The organism is Sphingomonas montana, assembly GCF_001956315.1.
GTDB classification, from domain to species: Bacteria; Pseudomonadota; Alphaproteobacteria; order Sphingomonadales; family Sphingomonadaceae; genus Sphingomonas_R; species Sphingomonas_R montana.
Map to the genome: position 1 here is coordinate 148,003 of NZ_MOLY01000042.1, position 21,894 is coordinate 169,896.

26 protein-coding genes and 1 riboswitch are annotated in these 21,894 nt (G+C 66.8%); of the genes, 9 read left to right on the forward strand and 17 right to left on the reverse strand.

From position 1 onward, the window contains the following. Positions 1 to 915: 915 nt before the first annotated feature. Positions 916 to 1,746 carry a metallophosphoesterase family protein gene (locus tag BKY59_RS12905; protein WP_240500097.1) on the reverse strand — a complete coding sequence of 277 codons (831 nt, stop codon included), beginning with the start codon at positions 1,744 to 1,746 and terminating at the stop codon, positions 916 to 918. Between the two features lie 346 nt (positions 1,747 to 2,092). Here BKY59_RS12905 and BKY59_RS12910 point away from each other — a divergent pair, with 346 nt between their 5' ends. After that, positions 2,093 to 2,710, forward strand: a complete 618-nt coding sequence (locus BKY59_RS12910) for a hypothetical protein (RefSeq protein WP_076072138.1) — start codon at positions 2,093 to 2,095, stop codon at positions 2,708 to 2,710. 58 nt (positions 2,711 to 2,768) lie between these two features. Here BKY59_RS12910 and thiC read toward each other — a convergent pair whose 3' ends face one another. From thiC to BKY59_RS17125, 5 genes are all read right to left on the reverse strand, one after another. Further along, positions 2,769 to 4,649, reverse strand: coding sequence for a phosphomethylpyrimidine synthase ThiC (gene thiC, locus BKY59_RS12915; protein ID WP_076072431.1), 1,881 nt, complete (start codon positions 4,647 to 4,649; stop codon positions 2,769 to 2,771). A 38-nt stretch (positions 4,650 to 4,687) separates the two neighbouring features. Beyond that, positions 4,688 to 4,797: riboswitch (TPP riboswitch) on the reverse strand. A 26-nt stretch (positions 4,798 to 4,823) separates the two neighbouring features. Beyond that, a complete protein-coding gene (locus BKY59_RS12920; protein ID WP_076072140.1) occupies positions 4,824 to 5,348 on the reverse strand; it encodes a hypothetical protein in 525 nt (174 codons plus the stop codon). Next, complete coding sequence (locus BKY59_RS12925) at positions 5,345 to 5,695, reverse strand: DUF2141 domain-containing protein (RefSeq protein WP_240500098.1); 351 nt, start codon at positions 5,693 to 5,695, stop codon at positions 5,345 to 5,347. Before BKY59_RS12925 ends, BKY59_RS12920 begins: the two co-directional genes overlap by 4 nt. Positions 5,696 to 5,702: 7 nt before the next feature. After that, positions 5,703 to 6,503 (reverse strand): sterol desaturase family protein, encoded by an 801-nt coding sequence (locus BKY59_RS12930; protein WP_076072437.1) that lies wholly within the window; start codon positions 6,501 to 6,503, stop codon positions 5,703 to 5,705. Positions 6,504 to 6,541: 38 nt separating this feature from the next. Beyond that, entirely contained in the window at positions 6,542 to 7,282 is a 741-nt protein-coding gene (locus tag BKY59_RS17125; protein WP_129586387.1) for a hypothetical protein, read from the reverse strand. Positions 7,283 to 7,436: 154 nt separating this feature from the next. Between BKY59_RS17125 and BKY59_RS18245 the strand changes: the two genes are divergently transcribed. After that, the gene (locus BKY59_RS18245; RefSeq protein ID WP_276205516.1) at positions 7,437 to 7,562 is read left to right on the forward strand and encodes a hypothetical protein; all 126 of its coding nucleotides are present in this window, start codon (positions 7,437 to 7,439) and stop codon (positions 7,560 to 7,562) included. 43 nt (positions 7,563 to 7,605) lie between these two features. Here BKY59_RS18245 and BKY59_RS12940 read toward each other — a convergent pair whose 3' ends face one another. The 4 genes from BKY59_RS12940 to BKY59_RS12955 form a co-directional block, all read right to left on the reverse strand. Continuing rightward, complete coding sequence (locus BKY59_RS12940; RefSeq protein ID WP_083672130.1) at positions 7,606 to 8,994, reverse strand: glycosyl transferase family protein; 1,389 nt, start codon at positions 8,992 to 8,994, stop codon at positions 7,606 to 7,608. A gap of 161 nt (positions 8,995 to 9,155) precedes the next feature. Continuing rightward, positions 9,156 to 9,614, reverse strand: coding sequence for a nucleoside deaminase (locus BKY59_RS12945; protein ID WP_076072143.1), 459 nt, complete (start codon positions 9,612 to 9,614; stop codon positions 9,156 to 9,158). A gap of 50 nt (positions 9,615 to 9,664) precedes the next feature. Beyond that, on the reverse strand, positions 9,665 to 9,850 hold the full coding sequence (locus tag BKY59_RS12950) for a YqaE/Pmp3 family membrane protein (RefSeq protein ID WP_076072144.1): 186 nt from the start codon (positions 9,848 to 9,850) through the stop codon (positions 9,665 to 9,667). Between the two features lie 24 nt (positions 9,851 to 9,874). Then, entirely contained in the window at positions 9,875 to 10,177 is a 303-nt protein-coding gene (locus BKY59_RS12955; protein WP_076072147.1) for a hypothetical protein, read from the reverse strand. Between the two features lie 176 nt (positions 10,178 to 10,353). Here BKY59_RS12955 and rpmB point away from each other — a divergent pair, with 176 nt between their 5' ends. Further along, positions 10,354 to 10,635, forward strand: a complete 282-nt coding sequence (gene rpmB, locus BKY59_RS12960; protein ID WP_076072150.1) for a 50S ribosomal protein L28 — start codon at positions 10,354 to 10,356, stop codon at positions 10,633 to 10,635. An 81-nt stretch (positions 10,636 to 10,716) separates the two neighbouring features. Here rpmB and BKY59_RS12965 read toward each other — a convergent pair whose 3' ends face one another. Beyond that, positions 10,717 to 11,685, reverse strand: a complete 969-nt coding sequence (locus BKY59_RS12965; protein WP_076072446.1) for an esterase-like activity of phytase family protein — start codon at positions 11,683 to 11,685, stop codon at positions 10,717 to 10,719. Positions 11,686 to 11,807: 122 nt separating this feature from the next. Here BKY59_RS12965 and BKY59_RS12970 point away from each other — a divergent pair, with 122 nt between their 5' ends. Further along, positions 11,808 to 12,299 carry a hypothetical protein gene (locus tag BKY59_RS12970; RefSeq protein ID WP_076072449.1) on the forward strand — a complete coding sequence of 164 codons (492 nt, stop codon included), beginning with the start codon at positions 11,808 to 11,810 and terminating at the stop codon, positions 12,297 to 12,299. 315 nt (positions 12,300 to 12,614) lie between these two features. On the opposite strand, the gene cobT is transcribed toward BKY59_RS12970, so the two are convergent. The 3 genes from cobT to BKY59_RS12985 all read right to left on the reverse strand — a co-directional run bounded on the left by cobT (position 12,615) and on the right by BKY59_RS12985 (position 16,212). After that, positions 12,615 to 14,438, reverse strand: coding sequence for a cobaltochelatase subunit CobT (gene cobT / locus BKY59_RS12975; protein ID WP_076072152.1), 1,824 nt, complete (start codon positions 14,436 to 14,438; stop codon positions 12,615 to 12,617). Between the two features lie 8 nt (positions 14,439 to 14,446). Further along, a complete protein-coding gene (cobS, locus tag BKY59_RS12980) occupies positions 14,447 to 15,451 on the reverse strand; it encodes a cobaltochelatase subunit CobS (protein ID WP_076072153.1) in 1,005 nt (334 codons plus the stop codon). Between the two features lie 158 nt (positions 15,452 to 15,609). Then, positions 15,610 to 16,212: a J domain-containing protein gene (locus BKY59_RS12985; protein ID WP_076072155.1), complete on the reverse strand. Its 603-nt coding sequence runs from the start codon at positions 16,210 to 16,212 to the stop codon at positions 15,610 to 15,612. A 39-nt stretch (positions 16,213 to 16,251) separates the two neighbouring features. Between BKY59_RS12985 and BKY59_RS12990 the strand changes: the two genes are divergently transcribed. From BKY59_RS12990 to BKY59_RS13000, 3 genes are read left to right on the forward strand one after another with little or no spacing between them, the layout of a single operon-like run. Further along, on the forward strand, positions 16,252 to 16,539 hold the full coding sequence (locus BKY59_RS12990; protein WP_076072156.1) for a BolA family protein: 288 nt from the start codon (positions 16,252 to 16,254) through the stop codon (positions 16,537 to 16,539). Position 16,540: 1 nt separating this feature from the next. Beyond that, the gene (locus BKY59_RS12995) at positions 16,541 to 17,263 is read left to right on the forward strand and encodes a glutathione S-transferase (RefSeq protein WP_076072158.1); all 723 of its coding nucleotides are present in this window, start codon (positions 16,541 to 16,543) and stop codon (positions 17,261 to 17,263) included. 59 nt (positions 17,264 to 17,322) lie between these two features. Next, positions 17,323 to 18,636 carry a lipopolysaccharide biosynthesis protein gene (locus tag BKY59_RS13000; protein ID WP_076072159.1) on the forward strand — a complete coding sequence of 438 codons (1,314 nt, stop codon included), beginning with the start codon at positions 17,323 to 17,325 and terminating at the stop codon, positions 18,634 to 18,636. Positions 18,637 to 18,740: 104 nt separating this feature from the next. On the opposite strand, the gene BKY59_RS13005 is transcribed toward BKY59_RS13000, so the two are convergent. Continuing rightward, positions 18,741 to 19,046 carry a hypothetical protein gene (locus BKY59_RS13005; RefSeq protein ID WP_076072161.1) on the reverse strand — a complete coding sequence of 102 codons (306 nt, stop codon included), beginning with the start codon at positions 19,044 to 19,046 and terminating at the stop codon, positions 18,741 to 18,743. Positions 19,047 to 19,165: 119 nt separating this feature from the next. Next, complete coding sequence (locus tag BKY59_RS13010) at positions 19,166 to 19,351, reverse strand: hypothetical protein (protein ID WP_076072163.1); 186 nt, start codon at positions 19,349 to 19,351, stop codon at positions 19,166 to 19,168. A gap of 158 nt (positions 19,352 to 19,509) precedes the next feature. Between BKY59_RS13010 and BKY59_RS13015 the strand changes: the two genes are divergently transcribed. Both BKY59_RS13015 and BKY59_RS13020 read left to right on the forward strand, forming a co-directional pair. Continuing rightward, the gene (locus BKY59_RS13015) at positions 19,510 to 19,839 is read left to right on the forward strand and encodes a polyhydroxyalkanoic acid system family protein (protein ID WP_076072164.1); all 330 of its coding nucleotides are present in this window, start codon (positions 19,510 to 19,512) and stop codon (positions 19,837 to 19,839) included. Positions 19,840 to 19,920: 81 nt separating this feature from the next. Further along, positions 19,921 to 20,868: a cation diffusion facilitator family transporter gene (locus tag BKY59_RS13020; RefSeq protein ID WP_076072451.1), complete on the forward strand. Its 948-nt coding sequence runs from the start codon at positions 19,921 to 19,923 to the stop codon at positions 20,866 to 20,868. A 159-nt stretch (positions 20,869 to 21,027) separates the two neighbouring features. Here BKY59_RS13020 and BKY59_RS13025 read toward each other — a convergent pair whose 3' ends face one another. Beyond that, positions 21,028 to 21,894: an SDR family oxidoreductase gene (locus BKY59_RS13025; RefSeq protein ID WP_076072167.1), complete on the reverse strand. Its 867-nt coding sequence runs from the start codon at positions 21,892 to 21,894 to the stop codon at positions 21,028 to 21,030.

Sequence of the window (21,894 nt, forward strand, 5' to 3'; positions counted from 1 at the left end):
GCTGTGGAATATGCCGTGCAGGCTGCTGGCCTTAGTTGACGTCGATTTACGAAGTTTTCGTTACCGAACCGGTCTGTTGCAATGAAGCGAGTCCGGCAGGGCTACCTTGTGCCAAGAAAGTTGTCGCCAGTTCGGCGAATCGATGTTGCTGCAGTATCTTGCACATGCAGCCCGCGCAGCCGGTCAGGCCCGTAGAACGCGACGCGGGTGGGTGACGGTCCGGCTGGCCCGGCGGATGATATTCGGGACGTCCGTTACGACGGTCGCGGCGCGGATCGCCATCCAGCAGATCGTCCCCGCCAGCCCTGCGCGGCAAGGGCGGTCTGGCGAGGACTGCGTGGAAGACCGACTCAACCACGGTTTCACCATGCTACGCCGGGTCCGTTACAGTTCGCAACAGAGATTGACCTCCGCCGGCCGGACTGCCGTTGCCGGCGGAGGGTGCAGCAAGTCGGTTACTGCACCGCACGACGACTCGTTAACGACATTCCTGTTCCCGTCAGTTCCTTACAACGCGCCAGGCTGGCCGATCCGAACGACCGTCACCCACACAGACCGCAGCGCTTCTCAAATTGGAAGGTAAGCGGAAGCATCATGCTCCGGATACATTCCGGCGTGTTTCGTCGGCGTACGTCCGGATTTGCTCCTTGCCGATGCCAGCTGTCCGGCCCCGGTCCGAGACTGCGGACAAGTCGCCGGGAGCGGCCTGTCGAGAGCAGGCAGATCCGCGCTGGATAACCCCTCGATCCCGGCCATTGCCCACGGTGAGCCACAAAGGCTTACACAGCGGCTGCATCGTGACGGCACGCAGGCGGTGCTGCTCTGTCGCTTGGCGGAGTCCATGATGTCGCTATCGAACCGATCAATCGTGCCGCACGACGCATACGCGGCCGGCAAGGGGGTCCCGGTGGCGCCTCACGGTGTTTCGCTTCGGGTCGACAGTAACCACCGCTCGGTGCCCTCCAGCCCCAGCGCCGTGAGCCGGCCCGAACGATATGCCCCGGTATCGATGCCAATGCGGTTGTGATGAACCTCCACCGCAGGTGAGATCGTATGGCCATGAACCACGACGACGCCATGATCACGGTTGCTGGTGAGGAACGGCTTGCGGATCCATAGCGCATCGCGTTCCGTCTGGCGGTCGATCGCTACGCCCGGGCGGATGCCCGCGTGGACAAAGTAATAATCACCGAAACCAATGTTGATCGGCAGCTGACCGATCCAGCTCCGGTGAGCGGCCGGAATGGCTGCATCCGCCGCGGCCAGCAGATCCTCCGGAGAAGCCCGCGCAACAACTGCAGGATCAACGCCCCAGCTTTCCAGCGTGGCGTCGCCACCGGCGGACAACCACAGGTCGAGCATCGGGTAAGTCCTGTTCAACGCATCGAGCAACATCTGTTCGTGATTGCCGCGCAGCGTGGTCATGGTTGCCCAGTCGAGGCCCTGCATCGCGCGTTGCACTACGGCTGCGGACTCCGGACCACGATCAACGAGGTCACCGAGCAGAACGACATGCGTCTGCGCCGGAGCGCGGGCCGCATCGTCCGCGCGGATCTTGTCCAGCAGTGTGTCGAGCAAGTCGCGCCGGCCGTGAATGTCGCCGATCGCATAGAGCCTGACCCCGGCTGGTACGGACGATGGTGGTCTCGCCTTGCGGCGCAGGCCCGGAAACGTCCAACGCCGCGCGGAAGGTGCCGGCGACGCTAGCGGGCCATCATCGTCGTTTCCTACGGCGCCATCGATCAACGCGGGTTCCAATATGCTTGTCCAGTACTCATGCAGGGCATGGTTACCCCTTATGACGCCGTTCCGCCCCTCGTAAGTTGCCCGCCAGCGGCCGTCGGTCCAGCGCGGGTGTCGCGGGATCGATACGGGCAACGGCTATCCAGGCCATATCGACTAGCCGTAAATTCAATCGAAGCCGTGGCATGTGCCGCCGGCCTTGCCGCAGGTGCAGTACTGCACTGCCCAAGTTCGTCAGTGTCTCGATCCTGTCAAGCATGGAGCACATATTGTAGTCCGGCCGATCGTCTGTCCACATGGACCCGTTTACGAAACACCGCGTTGAATGGCCCGCATACAGGAGAGACATATGACCACCACCATCACACGACTGTTCGACAATCATGCCGATGCGAAGCGGGCCGTCACCGAGCTGGAAGCGTTGGGCGTCTCGCATGACGATATCAGCATCTTGGGCAATGATCCGGATTATGACGACGATCGCGGCGAAGGCGTCGATCATGCCGGCGACGTGGATCGTGGCGTGAAGACGGGGGCGGCGGTCGGCGGGATCGGCGGCCTGCTGGCGGGTGTCGGCCTGCTCGCGATCCCAGGCATCGGGCCGGTCGTCGCCGCGGGCTGGCTCGCGACCACGCTGGCGGGTGCCGGCCTGGGTGCGATCGGCGGTGCCGCGACCGGTACGATCGTCGGCGCGCTGACCGATGCGGGTCACAGCCGCGACGACGCCGGTGTATATGCAGAGGGCGTTCGCCGTGGCGGAACGCTGGTCAGCGCACGCGTCAACGATGCGCATGCCGATGAAGCCGAAGTGGTGCTGAACAAGTACGGCGCCGTGAACGCGACCGACCGCGGCCGCGATTACGCGTCGAACGGCTGGGCGGGTTATGACGAGTCGGCACCGGCCTACACGATCGAGGAGATGCAGGCAGAGCGTTCGCGCTATGGCCGTCGCACTGACGAGATCTGATCTTCGGACGATCCGATCCAAGGGACGGGGGGCGGCCGGCAGGTCGCCCCCCGTTTTTTTACGTCGTCGGCAGATAAAGTTCGCTGCCGCTGAGCCGGAACTTGTCCTTCATCTCGGCCATGCCGCGTTCGGCATCCGCCTCCGATGTGGCGGCGATAAACGTATCGGCCGGGGCATTCTGCTTGGCGGCGAAGTCGCGAACCTCCTGCGTGATCTTCATCGAGCAGAATTTGGGGCCGCACATCGAGCAGAAATGCGCGGTCTTGGCGCCTTCGGCGGGCAATGTCTGATCGTGATACGACTCCGCCGTATCGGGATCGAGCGACAGATTGAACTGGTCGCGCCAGCGGAATTCGAAGCGGGCGCGGCTGAGCGCGTCGTCGCGAAGCTGGGCGGCGGGGTGGCCCTTGGCAAGGTCCGCCGCGTGGGCGGCCAGCTTGTAGGTCACCACGCCGACCTTGACGTCGTCACGGTCGGGCAGGCCCAGATGCTCCTTCGGCGTGACGTAGCAGAGCATCGCGCAGCCGAACCAGCCGATCATCGCGGCACCGATGCCGCTTGTGATGTGATCGTAACCGGGCGCGATATCGGTGGTCAAAGGCCCGAGCGTGTAGAACGGCGCTTCGCCGCACGCCTCGAGCTGCTTTTCCATGTTCAGCTTGATCTTGTGCATCGGCACGTGGCCGGGGCCCTCGATCATGACCTGGATGTCGTGCTTCCACGCGATCTGGGTCAGCTCGCCGAGGGTCGCGAGTTCGCTGAACTGCGCTTCGTCGTTGGCGTCGGCGATTGAACCGGGGCGCAGGCCGTCGCCGAGCGAGAAGGCGACGTCATAGGCCTTCATGATCTCGCAGATTTCCTCGAACCGTTCGTAGAGGAAGCTCTCCTTATGGTGGCTGAGGCACCATTTCGCCATGATCGAGCCGCCGCGCGACACGATGCCGGTGACGCGCTTGGCGGTCATCGGGATATAGGCGAGCCGGACGCCGGCGTGGATCGTGAAATAGTCGACGCCCTGTTCGGCCTGTTCGATCAGCGTGTCGCGGAAGATCTCCCACGTCAGGTCCTCGGCGATGCCGTTCACCTTTTCGAGTGCCTGGTAGATGGGCACGGTGCCGATCGGGACGGGCGAGTTGCGCATGATCCATTCACGCGTGTCGTGGATGTTGCGACCGGTGCTGAGGTCCATGACGGTGTCCGCGCCCCAGCGGATCGACCAGACGAGCTTGTCGACCTCCGCCGCGACGTCGGATGCCACCGCACTGTTGCCGATGTTGGCGTTGATCTTGACCAGGAAGTTGCGGCCGATCGCCATCGGTTCGGATTCGGGGTGGTTGATGTTGTTCGGGATGATCGCGCGACCGCGGGCGACCTCGTCCCGCACGAATTCGGGCGTGACATAGTCGGGGATCGACGCGCCGAAATCCTGCCCGTCGCGCGCGGCCTTCTCGCGCAGTTCGGCGCGGCCGACATTTTCGCGGATGGCGACATATTCCATCTCGGGCGTGATGATGCCGCGGCGGGCATAGTGCATCTGGCTGACGTTCGCGCCGGGCTTTGCGCGCAGCACGCGGCGGCGGACGTTGGGGAAGGGTTCGACGCCGCCGGAGCGGTCCGGGCCCTTGAGGCCATTATCTTCCGGTCGGACCTCGCGCTGATCGACCTCTTCCACGTCGCCGCGTGCGCGGATCCAGTCGCTGCGGATTTCGGGCAGGCCAGCCTGGATGTCGATCGTTGCGGCGGCATCGGTATAGGGGCCGGACGGGTCGTAGACGCGCAGCGGCGGTTCGGCGCAGGACGGGTCGAGCATGATCTCGCGCATCGCGACCTTGAGCGGGCCGACATGGATCTTGCGGCTGCCGCGGATCGGGCCGGTGGTGACCGTCATGCCGGAGCCGCGGGGGCCGTCGGTTTCGGTGCGGGCGTTGATATCGGCCATGGGCATTCTCCGTTTGGCTGGACGGAGAAGGGGCGCGGAATGGTAATCCGCTCCCTCCCTACGCCGGTGTCAGCCGGATCAGGTTCAGCGGGTCGTGGCCGGACAGCCACCTCTCAACCGCTGACGTGCGGTCCCCCGGGGAATTTGGAAAGCTTAGAACCTTACCGTTTTCTGTCAATCGGACAGTGTACCGAACAGCCGGTGCGCCAGCAGCGGTATCGAATCGACCTTGGCGAACAGGCCGATCGGCAAGACCCGGTGACCGGGCCGTTCCTTCTTTACGCCCGTCGAGTCACCCTTGGTGTGACGCGTGGCCTTGTCGCCGAGGGGAGGCATCGGTGCCCCAGGTTCACTACCGAACCATAAGGAATGATCGAAGAGCAAATTCGACGGATCATAGACCATCCACACGATGCAACCGGAAGGCTTGGCCAAGAGGCGAAGATTGGCGCTGGTGCGTGCCGTGGCACTTGCCCGCGCCTTCGATTTAAGTTGAATTTGGCGGATGACGGATCCGACCTCCACGATCAGGTCGTAACCATATTGATCGACTTCGCTTTTCGACACCGCAAAGTCGTACACGCCCCGGCACCAGAGGAAGGCGGAAAGATCGGCTAGGAATCGATGTTCGAGCGTCCGTTCCAGAACTGTCGAGTACAGCGAAGCAGGACTGGCGAATGGATCGGAAGCGGTCTTCAAAGCAGATATTTGACCTTCACCTGTTCGGCGACCACGCCGCCACCGACCGCGAAGCGGGCCGAGGCGAAGCGGGGCGGGCCGAAGCGGATGGCGGGGTTGCGCGAGAAGCCGAACCCTTCGCGCGGCATGCCGACGAACGTGTCGAGCTTGCCGTTGCCATTCTCGTCATGGACCAGCGCCACGGCATAGTCGGCCGAGGGCAGCCAGTCGAACCGCATTGTGGCGGCCGTCGTGGCGCGGACGGTTGCCTTGCGGGCGGCGGGATCGTCCTGGCAATCGGGGAAATGGTCGGGTGCGGTGGTCAGGCAGACCATGACGTTGCCCTTCGTCGACCGGAGCCCTGCCACGCCGAGATCAACCCGCCCGGCCGGGCTCGCCCCGGGCAGCAATGCCAGCGTCGCCAGCAGCAGCGCGGGCTTTTGCAGATTTCGCGGGTTTCGCCGCGAAATCGCCGAGTCCCCGGTCGGTGCCGCACAGCCTGTCCCAGAAGCGGAAATAGAGACCATAGTTGCACCTATATTGCGCATGATGCCGTTCGTGGTGGCTGGCGGTGATCAGCCAGCGACCGGCAGGCCCGTTGACGAGGCGGCGCGGGAACATCTCCCACCCCATGTGATTGGTCACACCCATAAGCGTCATGACCGACAGCACAACGCCGAGTGCGATGGGATGCAGGGGAATGACGAAGACCAGTGTCGGAATTACCACGGCCCCGGACAGCGCCTCGATCGGGTGGAAGCTCATCGCGGCCCAAGCGGTGGGCGGGCGGCTGGCATGGTGGACGGCGTGGGCGAGCTTGAACGGCTTCGGCCGGTGCATCCAGCGATGCGTCCAGTAGAACCACGCATCGTGCGCGACCAGGCAGAGCAGGATCGACAAGGGCAGCCACCAGAGCGGGTAGGCATGGAGATCGGTATAGACCAGCGTCCAGCCATGTTCGCGCCAGCCCCAGGCGAGAATGCCGGCCGGCACGCCGTAGATCGCCGCGGACACGAGCGACCAGAAGAGTTCGCTGCGGATCTGGGTGGCCTGCCCCGCATAGAGGCCGGGCACACGCGCGCGGGTCGCCAGGGCGAACCCGCCCGATACGATGAGGTAACGGACCGCGACGATCAGCGTCATCGCCAGAGCGGACAGGAACAGGCCGAGCAGCATCGTCATGTCCGATGCCCTAGCACGGATCTGCGGCGAAGTCAGAAATCGCTGGCAAGCGTGAAGGCGATGCCGGTGCCGGGGCGGGCGCGGCCGGCGATGCGGATCCGCCCCTCTACCGCGACCGTGACCGGCAGCCGCGCGGTGCGCAGCGTGGCGGCGGCGCGCGGGCCGATATCGATTCGCGCGGCACCGGGTTGCGCGGCGCCCCAGCCGCCGACGCCGACCCGCAGGTCGGCCGTCGGGCCGATCGGGGTACGATGATGCAGGCGGACCGCGCCATCGACGAACGGATCGCGGCGCTGCGCACCCACCAGCCCCGTCTGGCCATAGCCGTCCAGTTCGAGCCGCGGGCCTATCGCGTGGTACAGGCCGCCCGCGGCGTAGGCGGCGAACGCATCGCGCCCGTCACGGCCCAGCGCGACCCGGCGTTCCAGCCCGACGCGCAGGCCGGGGAGCGGCAGGATGTCGACGGCGGCGGCCGCCTCCGCCCCTCGCGTACCGCGCAGGGGCGTGGCGAGCCGGGCGGCAAGCGCGAGGCGGGTGTCACCGAGCCGGTAGGCGATCCGCGCGGCGGCCTGCGATCCGCCGATCTGGCCGGCGGGGGCCAGCGTGGCGGTGGTCCCTCGATCGGCGCGGTGGAAGACATAGGCATAGCCCGACCAGCGCGAGGGGGCGGACGGGGTGACCGGGGCGGGCGGGTTTGGCTCCGGTTGGATCGGGGTCGCCGGATCGGCTGTGGGAAGGGGGCCCGACCCGGCCGGGGCGCCGGGGCCCTCCAACGATTCGGCCCGAAGTGTGCGCGGACCGGCGGCGCTAACGAATAACCGTATCGGTGCCGCCGGGGGGGTCGAAAGGACGGCGAAATGTCGTGCGGGGTCGCCCGTGAAACCACCCGAATCCCCGAGTGCCTCCGAAAATGGGCCGGCAGGGTGGTTGGCAATGGTTGCGGTGGCGGATGCGGCCGGCGTGATGGGGGGCAGCGTCGGGACGGCTCTGGCGACCGGCGGAGTGGGGCGGAAGTCCGGTGTCCAGACGATCATCGTCCGCACGCCGGCGTAGCAGAGCAACGCCAGGACGAACCCGCGTACCGACCGCGAACCGATCACTGCGCCACATCGTCCGGCAAGGTGTGGACCGTCGCGTCCCAGCGCGGTGGACCATCGGCGACGTAGCGCCACAGCGCGCGCGCCGATGCGGCGATCGCGACGAGATTGCTGACCACCATCCGCGGCAGCGACCGGAGCGCTTCACCCGGCCCATAGAGCCGGCCGACCAGCAGCGCGCGCATCGCCAGCCGCCAGGCGAGCAGCAGCAGCAGCAGCCAGGCGATCGGCGTGTCGATATCCGCCAGCAGCGGGCCGGGGCGCCCCGTGCGCCACGCAATCGCGCATTCCGCCAGCGTCAGCAGGATCGTGGCGTAGCCCGCCGCCAGGACCGCTGCGGCAAGCGGTGCCGACCGGTCGCGCAGCCGCATCCAGCGTTCCAGCGGACCACCCTGCCAACCCATCCGGTCCCACCCCGCCAGTGCGATGCCGGTGACCCAGCGCGCCTTCTGGCGGACGGCGGCGAACCCGTGATGCGGGAAATAGGCCTCTACCGCGACCAGTTCGCCATATGGCTTGTCGCGGAGGCGGGCCAGAATGCCCTGGCCGCCCAGCCGATCGATCCGCAGGCCGAGTTCATAATCCTCCGTCAGCGATTCACCGTCGAACGGTACGCCGTCGCGTTCGGCGGACAGCGCGTCGAGCATGTCGCGCGCGATGGCGCAGCCGGTGCCGGCGGACGGCACGCTGGCCCCAATCGCCTCTCGCACCACGAGCTGCTTTCCGTGGGCTTCGGCGAACTCATCGAGATAGTGCCCGGCGACGCCCGCCAGCCCGGCGCGCTTCAGTGGGCGGACCGGGATCTGGACGAGCGCGAACCGTTCGACGAGCGTATCGAACAGCCGTAGTTCGTGGGTGGAGACATAATCTTCCGCATCGTGGAGGATCGCCGCCTTGTAGCGGATGCCCTCCGCCTGTTCATCGGCCCGTAGCGCATCCCAAGCGCGGTTCAATGCTTCCGCCTTGGTCACCGGGCCGGGGCGGTCGCCGGGGACGATCCGGATGCGGCGGCGCGCGTCCGGATCGGTGCGGACGGCCTCGATCGCGGCATGGGTGGCGGGATCGTTGGGGTAGGTCGCGACGTAGATGCGGTAATCGCCGCCGGCCCAGCGCGTCAATGCCGTGGACAGCGTGGTGCCGATCACCGCCGATTCGTCCCAGGCGCCGATCAGGACGGCGAAACGCCCCGGTGCCGTGGGCGCAGCCAGCGTGGCCATCGTGACGCGATCGAAGCGGCGATAGACGGTCGCGGCGCGCCACCCCGCACGCAGCAGCCAGATCAGGTCGAACAGGAGTTGCTCGATACCGAAGGCCAGGAACCCGGCCTGTGCGAAGACGCCAAGTTCGTGGCGTGCGCCCGACATGAGCCAGAACGCGAAACCGTCCATAATTCCCCCCGGAACGAACCCGGTTGATCCGGAACGGAGGGGATCGGCGCAAGGGGTAACCGTGACGACACATCAATTTCGGGCATGCGCGTTGCGAAATTACAGCGGTTTGTGACGATGGCGGGCGTTTATCGTCATGGTTCGCCCGGTCAGCGCATCCGTTATCGCCGCCCCGCGAAAAAGGTGCGGAGTTGTGCCGCGGCTTCGGCTTCGCCAATGCCGTCGTGAATTTCGGGTCGATGATGGCAGGTCGGCTGGCCGAACAGGCGCGGTCCGGACAGGACGGCACCGCCCTTCGGGTCGGGGGCCGCGAAATAGAGCCGCGCGATGCGGGACAGGGCGATCGCGCCGGCACACATCGCGCAGGGTTCCAGCGTGACCCAGAGATCGCATCCGTCTAGGCGGCTTGTGCCCAGCACGGTGGCTGCCGCGCGGATCGCCAAGATTTCCGCATGGGCGGTGGGATCGTGGAGGGTGCGCATCGCATTGGCGGAGGTGGCGATCACGTCCGTCGTGCCACTCCGGGTCATGACCGCGCCCACCGGGACTTCGCCCACAGCGGCGCAGGCGGCGGCGAGGTCGAGTGCGAGGCGCATGGGCGGGGGCAGCGGGAACGGCATGGCCGACTGGATCTAGTCGGCCGGCGCAGTTGCGTCACTGCACACAGTGATCAGGTCGTGATGACGGCGGGACGACGATGGTCGCTAATTACGACATAGAGTGCGAACAGCATACCGGGGACGAAGGCGATCAGCGTGAGCAGCACGCCGATCCAGAAATCCCGGCCCAGCCCGCGGGCCAGGAAGATGCCTAGCGGCGGCAGCAGGATCGCGGCGACGATATGCAACAATGCCATGATCCTGCTCCCAACCTGTCTGGCTTAGTTGGCCTTCTCGACCTTCAGGGTCGGCACCGACACCGTCTCGGTCTCGGTCTTCACCTTGGGCACTTCGATCGTGGTGTTGCTGGTGCCCACGTCGATCGAGCCGACGTCCGCATTCACGCTGGGCAATGCCCCGCCTTCGACCTTGACCTCGGGCAGTGCGCCGCCCTTGGAGCTGAAGTCGAGGAAGCCGGTGGCGACCGCCGCGATCACGGCCAGCACGGCAACGACCAGGATGATGATGATCGTGCGACCGGCACCGCTGCTGCGCGGCGTTTCGGTCCTGTAGTTGTCGGCCATGATTGTTCCTCCTGTTGGTACGATTACGGGCTGGAAACGACCCTTGCCTGAATCGGTTGCATGAACGAAACGACCTGCGGCGATCGATTGCGATCGCCATATCGGTTGACGGAAGCGGGGTTCCCGGTTATCCGCCGCCACTTTCCGGGCAACCCCGATCACCGTAGGATCAAACCATGTCGCGCATCTGCGAACTGACCGGCAAGGGCCGTCAGGTGGGACACAATGTGTCGCACGCCAACAACAAGACCAAGCGTACCTTTCTGCCGAACCTGCAGAACGTCACGCTGCTGTCGGATTCGCTGGGTGAGAGCGTCAAGCTGCGCGTGTCCACGCACGGCCTGCGTTCCGTCGAGCATGTCGGCGGGCTGGACAACTGGCTGCTGAAGACCGCGGAGGACAAGTTGTCGCTGCGCGCCCGCCGGCTGAAGCGTCAGATCGCCAAGAAGGCGGCCTGATCGCTCAGCGGCCTGCCCGAGGCAGGCCGACGGAATTTGCGCGAAACCCCGGGGGCCTGATGTCCTCGGGGTTTTGCATGTCTATGCGTCCAGTGCGAATTTCAGCAGCAGCGTCTGCTGGAACAGCCAGAAATTATCGTCCGACGCGATCCAGATCATGGTGCGGCCCTGTTCGCGCGTGATGGCCAAAGCCTCCATATTGTCTATCGCGAGGGGTTGGCGGAGGCGCGCCACCTCCCGCGACGTGATCGTGACGCCGGCGCGGATCGCGCGCGGATCGAACACCGCCAGCATCGCGCCAAAGCCATCGCGCACCGACAGCCGGCGGTGCAGGACCAACAGGCGGCCATCGGGTAGCCGGCGTATGTCCGTCGGCCAATAGCCCTGCACCGGCGCGCGATAGGCGAAGCGCGTGACGCGGCTGCGCGGGTCGGTCGGGTCGCCGGAGAAGAGCAGCGCCTGTTTCGCGCGGTCGGTGCCGGGGGCGGGGCTGTTTTCGGACAGGATGACGAAACGCCCGTCGGGCAGCCGTTCCATCGCCTCCGGCCCGGTGACGAGCGACCAGTCCGCCATCGCGGCGGGTGCCAGCCCGGCGGTGATTCGGGTGAGGCCGGGATCGAACCGCCGGACGCCGTTGCGCACTTCGTAGCCGACCCAGACTTGGCCTGTCGCTGGATCGACGGCCATCGACTCGGTATCGCTCAGCGACTTGCGCGCGCCGGCACCAGGCAGGGGATTGATCGCGGACGGCCCGACGATGCCTGCCGGCCCCATCCGAAACCGAAAGACGGTGCCGGCATCGCTCAGCGCCGTGAACCGGCCGGCATCGTCGGCGACCATCGTGGAGAGCCCGCCGAACGCCATGTTGGGCGACCGCAACCGCCAGCCCTGCACGAAGCGGAGTGCGCCGATTCGCAACGGCCCTGGACGATCGCGGTTGAGCGGGATGGCGGTGGCGACGATCGGCCCGGCCGGGTCATATATGACCCGGCTCGTTGCGGTGCGCGCGAACAACGCCAGCGGCAGGAGCAGGAAGGGGCCGGGGCGCATGCGCGCCTTCTGGCGGCTTGCGCGGCCCATTGCAAAGCTGAACGCGCGCTAACGGTATCGTTCAGCGAAGATGCACGGGCGAATCGGCATATCCCCGGTTACGGATGGTCCAGGAGGCTGAAATGTTCGGGAAGTTGTTCACTTTGAGTGCTGTTGCAGTCGCAACACTGGCCGTCGCCCCTTCGTCGGCAAGCGCGCAATATTATAGTCCGGGCTATTACGCGCCGGCCCCGGTGCAATATTATGACGGCGGCCGGGGCTACGACCGCGGCGGGTACGACCGGCGCGGGTATGATCGGCGGGACTATGGCCGTGGGTATCGCGGCTATGGCGGTGGGCGTGGTTATTATGACGGTCGCGGCTATGGCGGCGGTTATGCGCCACGCTATGTCGGGCGCGGTTATGCCGGCGGATACGGCCGGCGCTATCGCGGATATCGCTGCGACCGGGGCACCGGCGGGACGATCGTCGGCGCGATCGCCGGTGGCCTGCTGGGCAATGCGATCGGACGCGGCAGCGGCGGCTATTACGGCCGAGGCGACGGCACGGCGGGCGCGATCATCGGTGGCGGCCTCGGCGCACTGGCCGGCCGGTCGATCGACCGGAACTGCTGAGTCTGTTCGGCGGATAGTATTGGTTGAGGGGAGGGTCGGAGCCGCGAGGTTCCGGCCCTTTTCTTGTGTGGTGCGGCTGCAAATCAGCGGCAGCGTCGAGCAGGTTCCGTTTGGTTCGGGTCAGTCGAGGACCTGGCGCAGAGTTCTCGACAGGCTTGAACCAAACGGGTTGGGGAACCGGTCGGGTCGGGAAATGATGGCGCGTGTCCGTGATCTGCCGCGGTGCCGCTGTCCGGTGGGCGCCGGCTTCTCGACGACCGTAGAAGGGTCCCCTCGACTCCGCTCGCGACAGGCGGGTGCGTGATGCTTCCGCCTTTAGGCGTCGAACAGTCCTGCCAGCTGCTCCACCAGCGTGCCGCCGAGCTGTTCGGCGTCCATGATCGTGACGGCCTTTTGATAATAGCGCGTGACATCATGGCCGATGCCGATCGCGACCAGTTCGACGGGAGACTTCGTCTCGATCCAGCCGATGACCTGACGGAGATGCTTTTCGAGATAGCTGCCGGAATTGACCGACAGCGTCGAATCATCGACCGGCGCGCCGTCGGAGATCACCATGAGAATACGGCGATCCTCGTTGCGGGCGACGAGGCGGGCATGCGCCCACATCAGCGCCTCGCCGTCGATATTTTCCTTCAGCAGTCCTTCGCGCATCATGAGGCCGAGCGACTTGCGCGCGCGACGCCAGGGTTCGTCGGCGCGCTTGTAGACGATGTGACGCAGGTCGTTCAGGCGACCGGCCAGCGCGGGACGGCTGTCGGCCAGCCATTTCTCGCGGCTCTGCCCACCCTTCCAGGCGCGGGTGGTGAAGCCCAGAATTTCGGTCTTCACGCCGCAGCGTTCCAGCGTGCGTGCCATGATGTCCGCGCTGATCGCCGCGATCGAGATCGGGCGGCCGCGCATCGATCCGCTATTGTCGATCAGCAGCGTGACGACGGTGTCGCGGAAATCGGTCTCGCGTTCATTCTTGTAGCTGAGCGACAGGCCGGGGTTGATGACGACGCGGGCGAGCCGCGCGGCGTCGAGCAGCCCTTCCTCCTGATCGAAGTCCCAGCTGCGATTCTGCTGCGCCATGAGCCGGCGTTGCAGGCGATTGGCCAGCTTGGTGACGGCCCCCTGGAGGTGGACGAGCTGCTGATCGAGATAGGCGCGCAGCCGGGTCAGTTCCTCCTCGTCGCACAGGTCGTCGGCGGCGATCACCTCGTCATAGGCGGTGGTGTAGGCGAGGTAATCGAACTGCCCGGCCATGTCGGAGAAGGGCCGGTTCGGGCGGACGGGCATCATGCCTTCGCCCTCCTCGCCCATGTCGCCGTCCATGTCGGAATCGGACGAGTCGTCTGTCTGGTCGCTTTCGCCTTCCTCCTCACCGGACTCGGACGATTCGGCGCGGGCGTCGACCTGCGAGTCGCTGCCGCCCTGATCGTCGCCCTTGTCCTGCTCGTCGCCGGCCTCGGCCTGATCCTCGCCCTCGTCCTCGCCGCCTTCGTCCGGATCGACGTCCGGCTGGGACTGGCCCTCGACCAGGTCGAGATCCTCCAGCAGGCGGGTCGCCATGCGCGCGAACGCCCCCTGATCGTCGAGCACCAGTTCGAGCGCGTCGAGATCGGCGCCGGCCTTCTGCTCGATCCAGTCGCGAACGAGGTTCAGGCCGGGCAGCGTGGCGGGCGGCGGGGCCTGGCCGGTCAGCCGTTCGCGGACGAGCAGCTGGACGGCGGTCGCCAGCGGAACCTCGTCGCGCCCCTTGGCGCGGACGATCGGGTCCGACCGCATCCGCATTTCGAAGGCGGTATCGAGATTCTGCGCGACGCCGGCCATGGCACGCGCGCCGATCGCCTCGACCCGCGCCTGTTCGGCCGCGTCGAACACCGACCGCGCGACGGCTTCGGCCGGGGCCTGCCGCGTGTGGAGGCCGATGTCGTGATGGCGCAGGCGGAGTGCGGCAGCATCCGCGAACCCGCGCGCCTCCGCCACCGCCTGCGCGGGCAGAGTGCGCGCGGGCATCGGCACGCGCGCCTGCTTGCCCAGCAGGCCGGGATTGTCGCCGGTATAGTTGACCTCGGCCAACGGATCGTGCGCCAGCGCGCGCGCCGTGCCGCCGAGCACCTGGCGGAACAGGTCGAGAGGGGACGTTTCGGCCATCTAGACGATCACGCCTTGCCCACCACGCTTTCGGGCAGGTCCTTGCCGAACACGCGCTGATAATATTCGGCGACCAGCGCGCGTTCCGCCTCGTCGCACTTGTTCAGGAACGACAGCCGGAACGCGAAGCCGACATCGCCGAAGATCAGTGCGTTCTGGGCCCAGCTGATGACGGTGCGTGGCGACATGACCGTAGAGATATCGCCGGCGATGAAGCCCTGGCGCGTCATGTCGGCGACCTTGACCATCTGCGTCACGATTTTCTTGCCGTCCGGCTTGTCATATTCGCCGGACTTGGCGAGCACGATCTGCGCTTCGACCGCGGCGGGCAGATAGTTCAGCGTCACGACGATGTTCCAGCGGTCCATCTGGCCCTGGTTGATCTGCTGCGTGCCGTGATACAACCCGGTGGTGTCGCCGAGGCCGACCGTGTTCGACGTCGCGAACAGCCGGAACCACGGGTTCGGGCGGATGACGCGGTTCTGGTCGAGCAGCGTCAGCTTGCCTTCTGTCTCCAGCACGCGCTGGATCACGAACATCACGTCCGGGCGGCCGGCGTCATATTCGTCGAACACAATCGCGGTCGGCGTCTGGAGCGCCCAGGGGAGCAGGCCTTCCTTGAATTCGGTGACCTGCTTGCCGTCCTTCAGCACGATCGCGTCGCGGCCGACAAGGTCGATGCGGCTGATGTGTGCATCGAGATTGATGCGGATGCACGGCCAGTTGAGGCGGGCCGCGACCTGTTCGACATGGGTCGACTTGCCGGTGCCGTGATAGCCCTGGACCATGACGCGGCGGTTGTGCGCGAAGCCGGCACAGATCGCGAGCGTGGTATCCGGATCGAACACATAGGCCGGATCGAGATCGGGCACGCGTTCGTCGGCGACCGAGAAGGCGGGCACTTCCATGTCGCTGTCGACGCCGAACGCCTCGCGGATCTTCACCATCTTGTCGGGCGCGTCCATGATCGTGTCGGCGCGCGTGTCCGGCTGTACGTTCGAAATCTCGGTCATCTTGGGCGGTCCTGGTCGGGCGCGAAGGCGGCGCCGGGTCGGGTTAGGGGGTAGAGGGATGGTTCGTATTGGGCAACGCCCTGGACGTGCCAAAATGTCCGAGCGTTCGGGATATCGTTGCGTGGTGCGATGATGCGACCGGCGCCGGCCCGGCCCCGTCAGGCGAATGCGGCGGCACCCTTCAGGTGGGTGTAGGCGGTGATGACCGCCTGCAACGCGGTTTCATGGCTGCGGTCGCCGCCGTTGCGATCGGGATGATAGCGCCTGACGAGTTCGGCATAGCGCGCGCGGAGGGCGCGGCGGTCGCTGTCGACGTCGAGTTCCAGCGTCTTCAGTGCGCGGCGGTCGGTATCGCTCAAGGCGCGACCGTCGGCGCGGGCGCGGGGCATGCGGGCGGCGAACTTCGCGCCGATCGCGTCGAGCGGATCGACGAAGTCGGCCCATTTGGGCGTGCCGGCGGGCGTGGCGGAGAAGGCGCGGGTTTCGCGCTCCCAGCCTGCCAGCGGACGCTGCGCCGCCTCGATCTCGTCCGTCGTCATGCCGGCGAAGAAATTGTAGCCGCCGTTGAATGCGCGGATATGATCGAGGCAGTACCAGCGCCAGTCGCCGGGACCGTCGAAACCGGGCCGCCGGCCGTCCGTATTGGGCGCGCGGAATTCACCATCGCCGAAGCAGCCTTCCGCGTCGCACAGCCGGCCGCTGTTTTCGACGCGGCCGTGGAACCGGGGGCTGCGTTTCGGGGCCGGACCGTCATTCGTCAATGTCTGCCAACTCCTGGGAAAGCAGGCTATATAGGCAGCATGATGCAGGACACCACCGGGCCGGTCGCGGCCGAAATGACGGAGCGGCTGACGGCCGCGCTGAACCCCACGGCGCTGACCGTGACCGACGACAGCGAGGCGCACCGCGGGCATGGCGGCCACGATGCGCGCGGAGAAAGCCATTTGACCGTCGATATCGTGTCGGCCGCGTTCGCCGGGCAAAGCCGCGTGGCACGGCAGCGGATGGTGAACCATGCGCTGGCGGACCTGCTGCGCGAGCGGGTGCACGCGCTGGTCATCAAGGCGCGGGCACCGGGGGAGGCGTGACGTGAACCGATACGAACTCTGGTACTGGCCCGATATTCCGGGGCGCGGCGAGTTCGTGCGGCTGGCGCTGGAGGCGGGCGGCATCCCGTATCGCGACGTCGTGATGGACGCCCCCGACGCGGACAGCGGCATGTCCGCGATGCTGGACGACATGGAGCGGCCGGACCCGGCGCCCCCGTTCGCGCCGCCCTATCTGGTGGCGGAAGGAATGCGGATCGCGCAGGTGGCGAACATTCTGTCCTGGCTGGGCGAACGGCACGGGCTGGCCCCCGCCGATCCGGCCGGGCGGATCTGGGCCAACCAGATGCAGCTGACGATCGCCGACATGGTTGCCGAAGCGCATGACGTGCATCATCCGGTGTCGGTCGCGCTGCGTTACGAGGACCAGATGCCGGAGGCGGCGCGCCGGGCGGCGGCTTTCCGGGCCGAGCGGATGCCGAAATATCTGCGCTATTTCGAACAGGTGCTGATAGCGCGCGGCGACTGGCTGGGCGGCGTGGACCGGAGCTATGCCGACCTGTCGCTGTTCCAGCTTGTGGAAGGGCTGCGGTTCGCGTTGCCGATCCGGTTCGCGCGGATCGCGCCCGAATATCCGCGGGTGATGGCGCTGCACGCGCGTGTCGCGAGCCTGCCGGCATTGCGCGCATATCTGGCCAGCCCGCGGCGGCAGGCGTTTTCCGACGGGATCTTCCGCCATTATCCTGAACTGGACGGTGCGGACTGAAGCCGACCAGGCCGGTGAAAGATGGTCGACTTGATCGTAGCGTGGCTTAGGGAGCGCGTATGACCCCCGATGCCGCCGACCAATCGCCCCCGACCGAAGGACCGATCCGCCGGGCGTTGCGCAATGCCGCCTGGTTGCTGGGCGGCAAGGGCGTGGGGGGGCTGTTCAGCCTGGTCTATCTGGCGCTGGCCGCCCGGACGCTGGGGGTGGCGGGGTTCGGGCTGTTCGCGATGATCCTGGCTTACGGCCAGGCGCTGGCGAATGTCGTGGGGTTTCAGTCGTGGCAGACGGTGATCCGCTACGGCGCGCGGCACCGGGCGGATGCGCGGCCGGACCTGTTCGCGCAGGTGCTGCTGTTCGCGACGCTGCTGGACCTGGGGGCCGCGGTGGCGGGCGGGGCGATCGCGGTGGCGGGCGCGCTGACGATCGGGCCGGCGATCGGCTGGTCGCGCGAGACGCAGGTGCTGGCGGCGTGGTTCGGCCTGTCGCTGATCTTCGCGCAGCGCGGAGCGCCGACGGGCGTGCTCCGGCTGTTCGACCGGTTCGATCTGGCAGCCTATGCGGAGCTGACGCTGCCGACGATCCGGCTGGTCGGCACGCTGGTGGCGTGGGGCCTGGGCGGCGGGCTGGCCGGGTATCTGATCGCCTGGGCGCTGGCCGACCTGATCACCACCGCGTCGATGTGGTGGCAGGCGTGGCGTGAACTGGCGCGGCAGGACATGGCACGTGGCGCGCGACTGCGCGGGCTGACAACCGGCAATCCAGGCATCTGGCGCTTTTCGATCACGACCAACCTGACCGCGTCGATCGGGCTGGTGTGGCAGCAGGTGCCGGTGCTGGCGGTCGGCTGGATCGCGGGGCCGGCGGGGGCGGGCGGATACCGCATGGCGACGCAGCTGGGCACCGCACTGACCAAGCCGGTGACGTCGCTGGCGCGGTCCATCTATCCGGAATTCGCGCGCATGTCGGTCGGCGGCAGTGCGCGGGCGCTGGTGCCCGTGTTGCGCCGGACGGCGTGGCTCAGCGCGGCGCTGGGGCTGGCGTCCGTCCTGCTGATCGCGGCGGCGGGGCGGCACATCCTGCTGTTCGTCGGCGGGCCGGACTATGTGTTCGCCTATCCCGTGCTGGTCGTGCTCACGCTGGCGTCGGCGTTGAGCCTCGTCGGGTTCGGGCTGGAGCCGGCGCTGGTCGCGATCGGCCGGCCGGGAATAGCGCTGGTCGCGCGCGGATTGGCGACGATCGTCTATATCGCGCTGCTGGCCGCGATGCTGCCGTGGCTAGGGCCGATCGGGGCCGCATGGGCCACGCTGATCGCGACGGGGCTGTCGACGGTGCTGCTGGTCGTGGCATTCTGGCGCGCGGGTCGGGACTGACGCGGCGTTTTGCGTTCAGGATGGTGTGATCGCACCGTGTACAAGACGTCGCGATCGCTGTTGGCCCTGCCCCTTCGCTGAAGAGGAAGGGCCAAAGTACGACGTCAGCCGCGCGCGACCTTTGTTGCGCCGGCGTCGTTGAACGCCTGCGTCACGGCATCGACCTCGTCCGCATGCATCTCGACCGTCACGGTCAGTGCGCCGGCCAGTGCGGGGGCGGCGTCCGTGTCGACACCGGTATGGCCGCTTTCAACGTCCGCACCGGCGGCCTTGGTTCCGACACTGTTCTCGTCGGCGACGGGGGCGACCAGGATCGCCGCGCGGTCCAGCCCATATTCCTGGACGAGATGTTCGACCGCGATATCGGCGGCGCGGCGCGTGTCGAACGTGCCGACGATGGTGCTGGACATGACGGCAGGCCTTTTCACATGGAATTCGGGGTCGCCGGCTCGGGGAGCGCGCCCACCGGGGCAGGCGCGGCCCCGTGGCCGTCAGGCTGGAAAACCCCGCCGCCCCCGGGATCGTTCCGTCATTTCCGGCGGGCGTCCTGGAATTCCTGACGCAACTGGCGGCGGATCTGGCTGCCGGCCATATGGGCGTCGACCTGGTCGTAATTTTCGGACTTCAGCTTGCGCACGACATCGTCGATGTTCGTGCAGCCGCCACTACGCGCCAGTTCGAACGCACGTTCCATCAGGTTGGGGGTGGTGGCCATCGGCGATATCCTGTGCTTGGCCGGCGGGGGCGGCCGCAACCGGTCGGGCGACGCCATGCGACCCCCCGCCGCATACAATTCTACCTTACACAATACTGACAGATATACCAACGTCGCCGCGGCTGGCGCGACCGCGCCGCCGTACCTAGATACCGTATATGGCAAATCCAACGATCATCGACCTTCCCCACAGCCTTGGCCGCGAAGAGGCGCGCCGTCGTATTCGATCGCGGATCGGCGAGCTGCCCGGCCATATCCCCGGTGGCGTGGCGACGGTGAAGTCATCGTGGGAGGGGGAGGACCGCATGACGATGCAGGTCGCCGCGATGGGGCAGGAGGTGACCGCGACGCTGGACGTGCAGGACAGCCTGGTGCGGGTCAGCCTGATCCTGCCGGGCATGCTGTCCTTCTTCACGGGCGCGATTGCATCGGGCGTGAAAGCCAAGGGCGCCGACCTGTTGCTGGGCGACGACAGCAAGAAGGGCTGATACCGTGTTCTGCAGAACCTGACTGCGGATCGTGCGATCCGGAACAGGATGGGCATGACGGGGACGGCCGGGACCACAGATATGCACGACCATAGCACGCACGCCCAAGGTCATGGTCACAGCCAAGGTCATGGGGGCGGTCATCACGATCACACCGCGGGTGCCGATGTGCGGAGCCTGCGCTGGGCGCTGGCGCTGACGGCCTTCTACCTGTTGGCGGAGGTTGCAGGGGCGTTCTGGTTCAACAGCCTGGCGCTGCTGTCCGACGCAGCGCACATGATGACCGATGTCGCCGCGCTGGCGATCGCGCTGGCGGCGATATCGATCGGGGCGCGGCCGGCCGATGATCGCCGGACGTTCGGGTATAAGCGGTTCGAGATCCTGGCGGCGGCATTCAACGCGCTGCTGTTGTTCGCGGTCGCCATCTATGTGCTGGTCGAGGCGGTGCAGCGGTTCCGCACGCCACAGCCGATCGAATCGACAGGCATGCTGGCGATCGCAGTGCTGGGGCTGGTCGTAAACATCGCGTCGATGCGGCTGCTCTCCGCCGGGCGTGAGGGCAGCCTGAACATGAAGGGCGCATATCTGGAAGTCTGGGCCGACGCGGTCGGATCGGTCGGCGTGATCGCGGGCGCGCTGGCGATCCGCTATACCGGCCGGGCATGGATCGACCCGGTGGTGGCGATCGGCATCGGACTTTGGGTGGTGCCGCGGACCTGGGTGCTGCTGCGTGATACGGTCAACGTGTTGCTGGAAGGCGTGCCGGGGGGCATGAACCTGCCCGATATCCGCGCGGGGATCGGCGGGATCGCAGGCGTCGGCGGAGTGCATGACCTGCATGTCTGGTCCGTGTCGTCGGATGCGGTGAACTGTACGGTGCATGTGGAACTGGCCGGCGGGGCGGATGCGGACGGGGTGCGGCATGCGGTCGCCGCATGGTTGGCGGCGCGGCACGGGATCGGCCACAGCACGATCCAGACGGAAACCGCGGCTCAGGCGTGCGGGCACCGGGATCATCTGCATCCGTGAGTGGCTGAGTCCCCACGCCCCAAGCCCTGTCCATGCCGAGCGCAGTCGAGGCACGCTCCCCCCTAGCGTAGCCGAGGGGCGATGTTGGCGTCTCGACTACGCTCGAAGGCTCCCTCGACTTCGCTCGGGATGGACGGGGGGTGGTGAGGTCTTATTCCATCACATGATCGGCATGCCACCTGCCACGGTGATGAGCGCACCCGAGGTGTAGCTCGATTTGTCCGAAGCCAGCATGACGTAGGCCGAGGCCAGTTCGGCGGGCTGGCCGGGGCGGCCGGAGGGGTTCTTTTCGCCGAAGCTGGCAACCGAGTCCGCGTCCATGCCGGCGGGGATGAACGGCGTCCAGATCGGGCCGGGCAGGACGGCGTTCACGCGGATCCGGCGTTTCGCCAGGAACTGCGCCAGGCCGACGGTCAGGTTGCTGATCGCACCCTTCGTGGTCGAATAGGGCAGCAGGTTGGGCGTCGGATCCTTGGAGTTGACCGAGGATGTGTTGATGATGTTGGACCCGGCTTCCATGTGCGCGACGGCCAGCTTGGTCAGGTGGAAGACGGCGTGGACATTGGTGTCGAACGTCTTCTTCCACTCGTCCAGCGTGATGTCGTCGAAGTCCTGGAAATAGGTCTGGTAGGCGGCGTTGTTGACCAGCACGTCGATGCCGCCGAATTCCGCCACGACGCGCTCCATCATCGCGACGGCGTGCGCCTCGTCCGTGATGTCGCCGGGGATCAGCAGCGCGCGGACCCCGGCAGCCTCGATCAGCGCGCCGATCTCTTCCGCATCCGCCTGCTCGTCGGGCAGATAGGCGATCGCGACATCGGCTCCTTCGCGGGCGAAGGCGATCGCGACAGCGGCGCCGATGCCGCTGTCGCCGCCGGTGATGAGCGTGCGCTTGCCCTTCAGCTGGCCGGAGCCTTCGTAGCTGGTTTCGCCGTGGTCGGGCTTGGGTTCCATCTTGGCGGTCTTGCCGGGGAAGGCCTGCTGCTGCGTCGGGAAGGGCGGTGTCGGATAGTCTGGGATGGCCAT

Bases quoted from the DNA above. Each gene is read 5' to 3' on its own strand.
- BKY59_RS12910 (WP_076072138.1), top strand. From the start codon at position 2,093: ATGACCACCACCATCACACGACTGTTCGACAATCATGCCGATGCGAAG.
- thiC (WP_076072431.1), bottom strand. From the start codon at position 4,649: ATGGCCGATATCAACGCCCGCACCGAAACCGACGGCCCCCGCGGCTCC.
- BKY59_RS12930 (WP_076072437.1), bottom strand. From the start codon at position 6,503: ATGCTGCTCGGCCTGTTCCTGTCCGCTCTGGCGATGACGCTGATCGTC.
- BKY59_RS12940 (WP_083672130.1), bottom strand. From the start codon at position 8,994: ATGGACGGTTTCGCGTTCTGGCTCATGTCGGGCGCACGCCACGAACTT.
- BKY59_RS12945 (WP_076072143.1), bottom strand. From the start codon at position 9,614: ATGCCGTTCCCGCTGCCCCCGCCCATGCGCCTCGCACTCGACCTCGCC.
- BKY59_RS12950 (WP_076072144.1), bottom strand. From the start codon at position 9,850: ATGGCATTGTTGCATATCGTCGCCGCGATCCTGCTGCCGCCGCTAGGC.
- BKY59_RS12955 (WP_076072147.1), bottom strand. From the start codon at position 10,177: ATGGCCGACAACTACAGGACCGAAACGCCGCGCAGCAGCGGTGCCGGT.
- rpmB (WP_076072150.1), top strand. From the start codon at position 10,354: ATGTCGCGCATCTGCGAACTGACCGGCAAGGGCCGTCAGGTGGGACAC.
- BKY59_RS12965 (WP_076072446.1), bottom strand. From the start codon at position 11,685: ATGCGCCCCGGCCCCTTCCTGCTCCTGCCGCTGGCGTTGTTCGCGCGC.
- BKY59_RS12970 (WP_076072449.1), top strand. From the start codon at position 11,808: ATGTTCGGGAAGTTGTTCACTTTGAGTGCTGTTGCAGTCGCAACACTG.
- cobT (WP_076072152.1), bottom strand. From the start codon at position 14,438: ATGGCCGAAACGTCCCCTCTCGACCTGTTCCGCCAGGTGCTCGGCGGC.
- cobS (WP_076072153.1), bottom strand. From the start codon at position 15,451: ATGACCGAGATTTCGAACGTACAGCCGGACACGCGCGCCGACACGATC.
- BKY59_RS12990 (WP_076072156.1), top strand. From the start codon at position 16,252: ATGATGCAGGACACCACCGGGCCGGTCGCGGCCGAAATGACGGAGCGG.
- BKY59_RS13000 (WP_076072159.1), top strand. From the start codon at position 17,323: ATGACCCCCGATGCCGCCGACCAATCGCCCCCGACCGAAGGACCGATC.
- BKY59_RS13005 (WP_076072161.1), bottom strand. From the start codon at position 19,046: ATGTCCAGCACCATCGTCGGCACGTTCGACACGCGCCGCGCCGCCGAT.
- BKY59_RS13010 (WP_076072163.1), bottom strand. From the start codon at position 19,351: ATGGCCACCACCCCCAACCTGATGGAACGTGCGTTCGAACTGGCGCGT.
- BKY59_RS13015 (WP_076072164.1), top strand. From the start codon at position 19,510: ATGGCAAATCCAACGATCATCGACCTTCCCCACAGCCTTGGCCGCGAA.
- BKY59_RS13020 (WP_076072451.1), top strand. From the start codon at position 19,921: ATGCACGACCATAGCACGCACGCCCAAGGTCATGGTCACAGCCAAGGT.
- BKY59_RS13025 (WP_076072167.1), bottom strand. From the start codon at position 21,894: ATGGCCATCCCAGACTATCCGACACCGCCCTTCCCGACGCAGCAGCAG.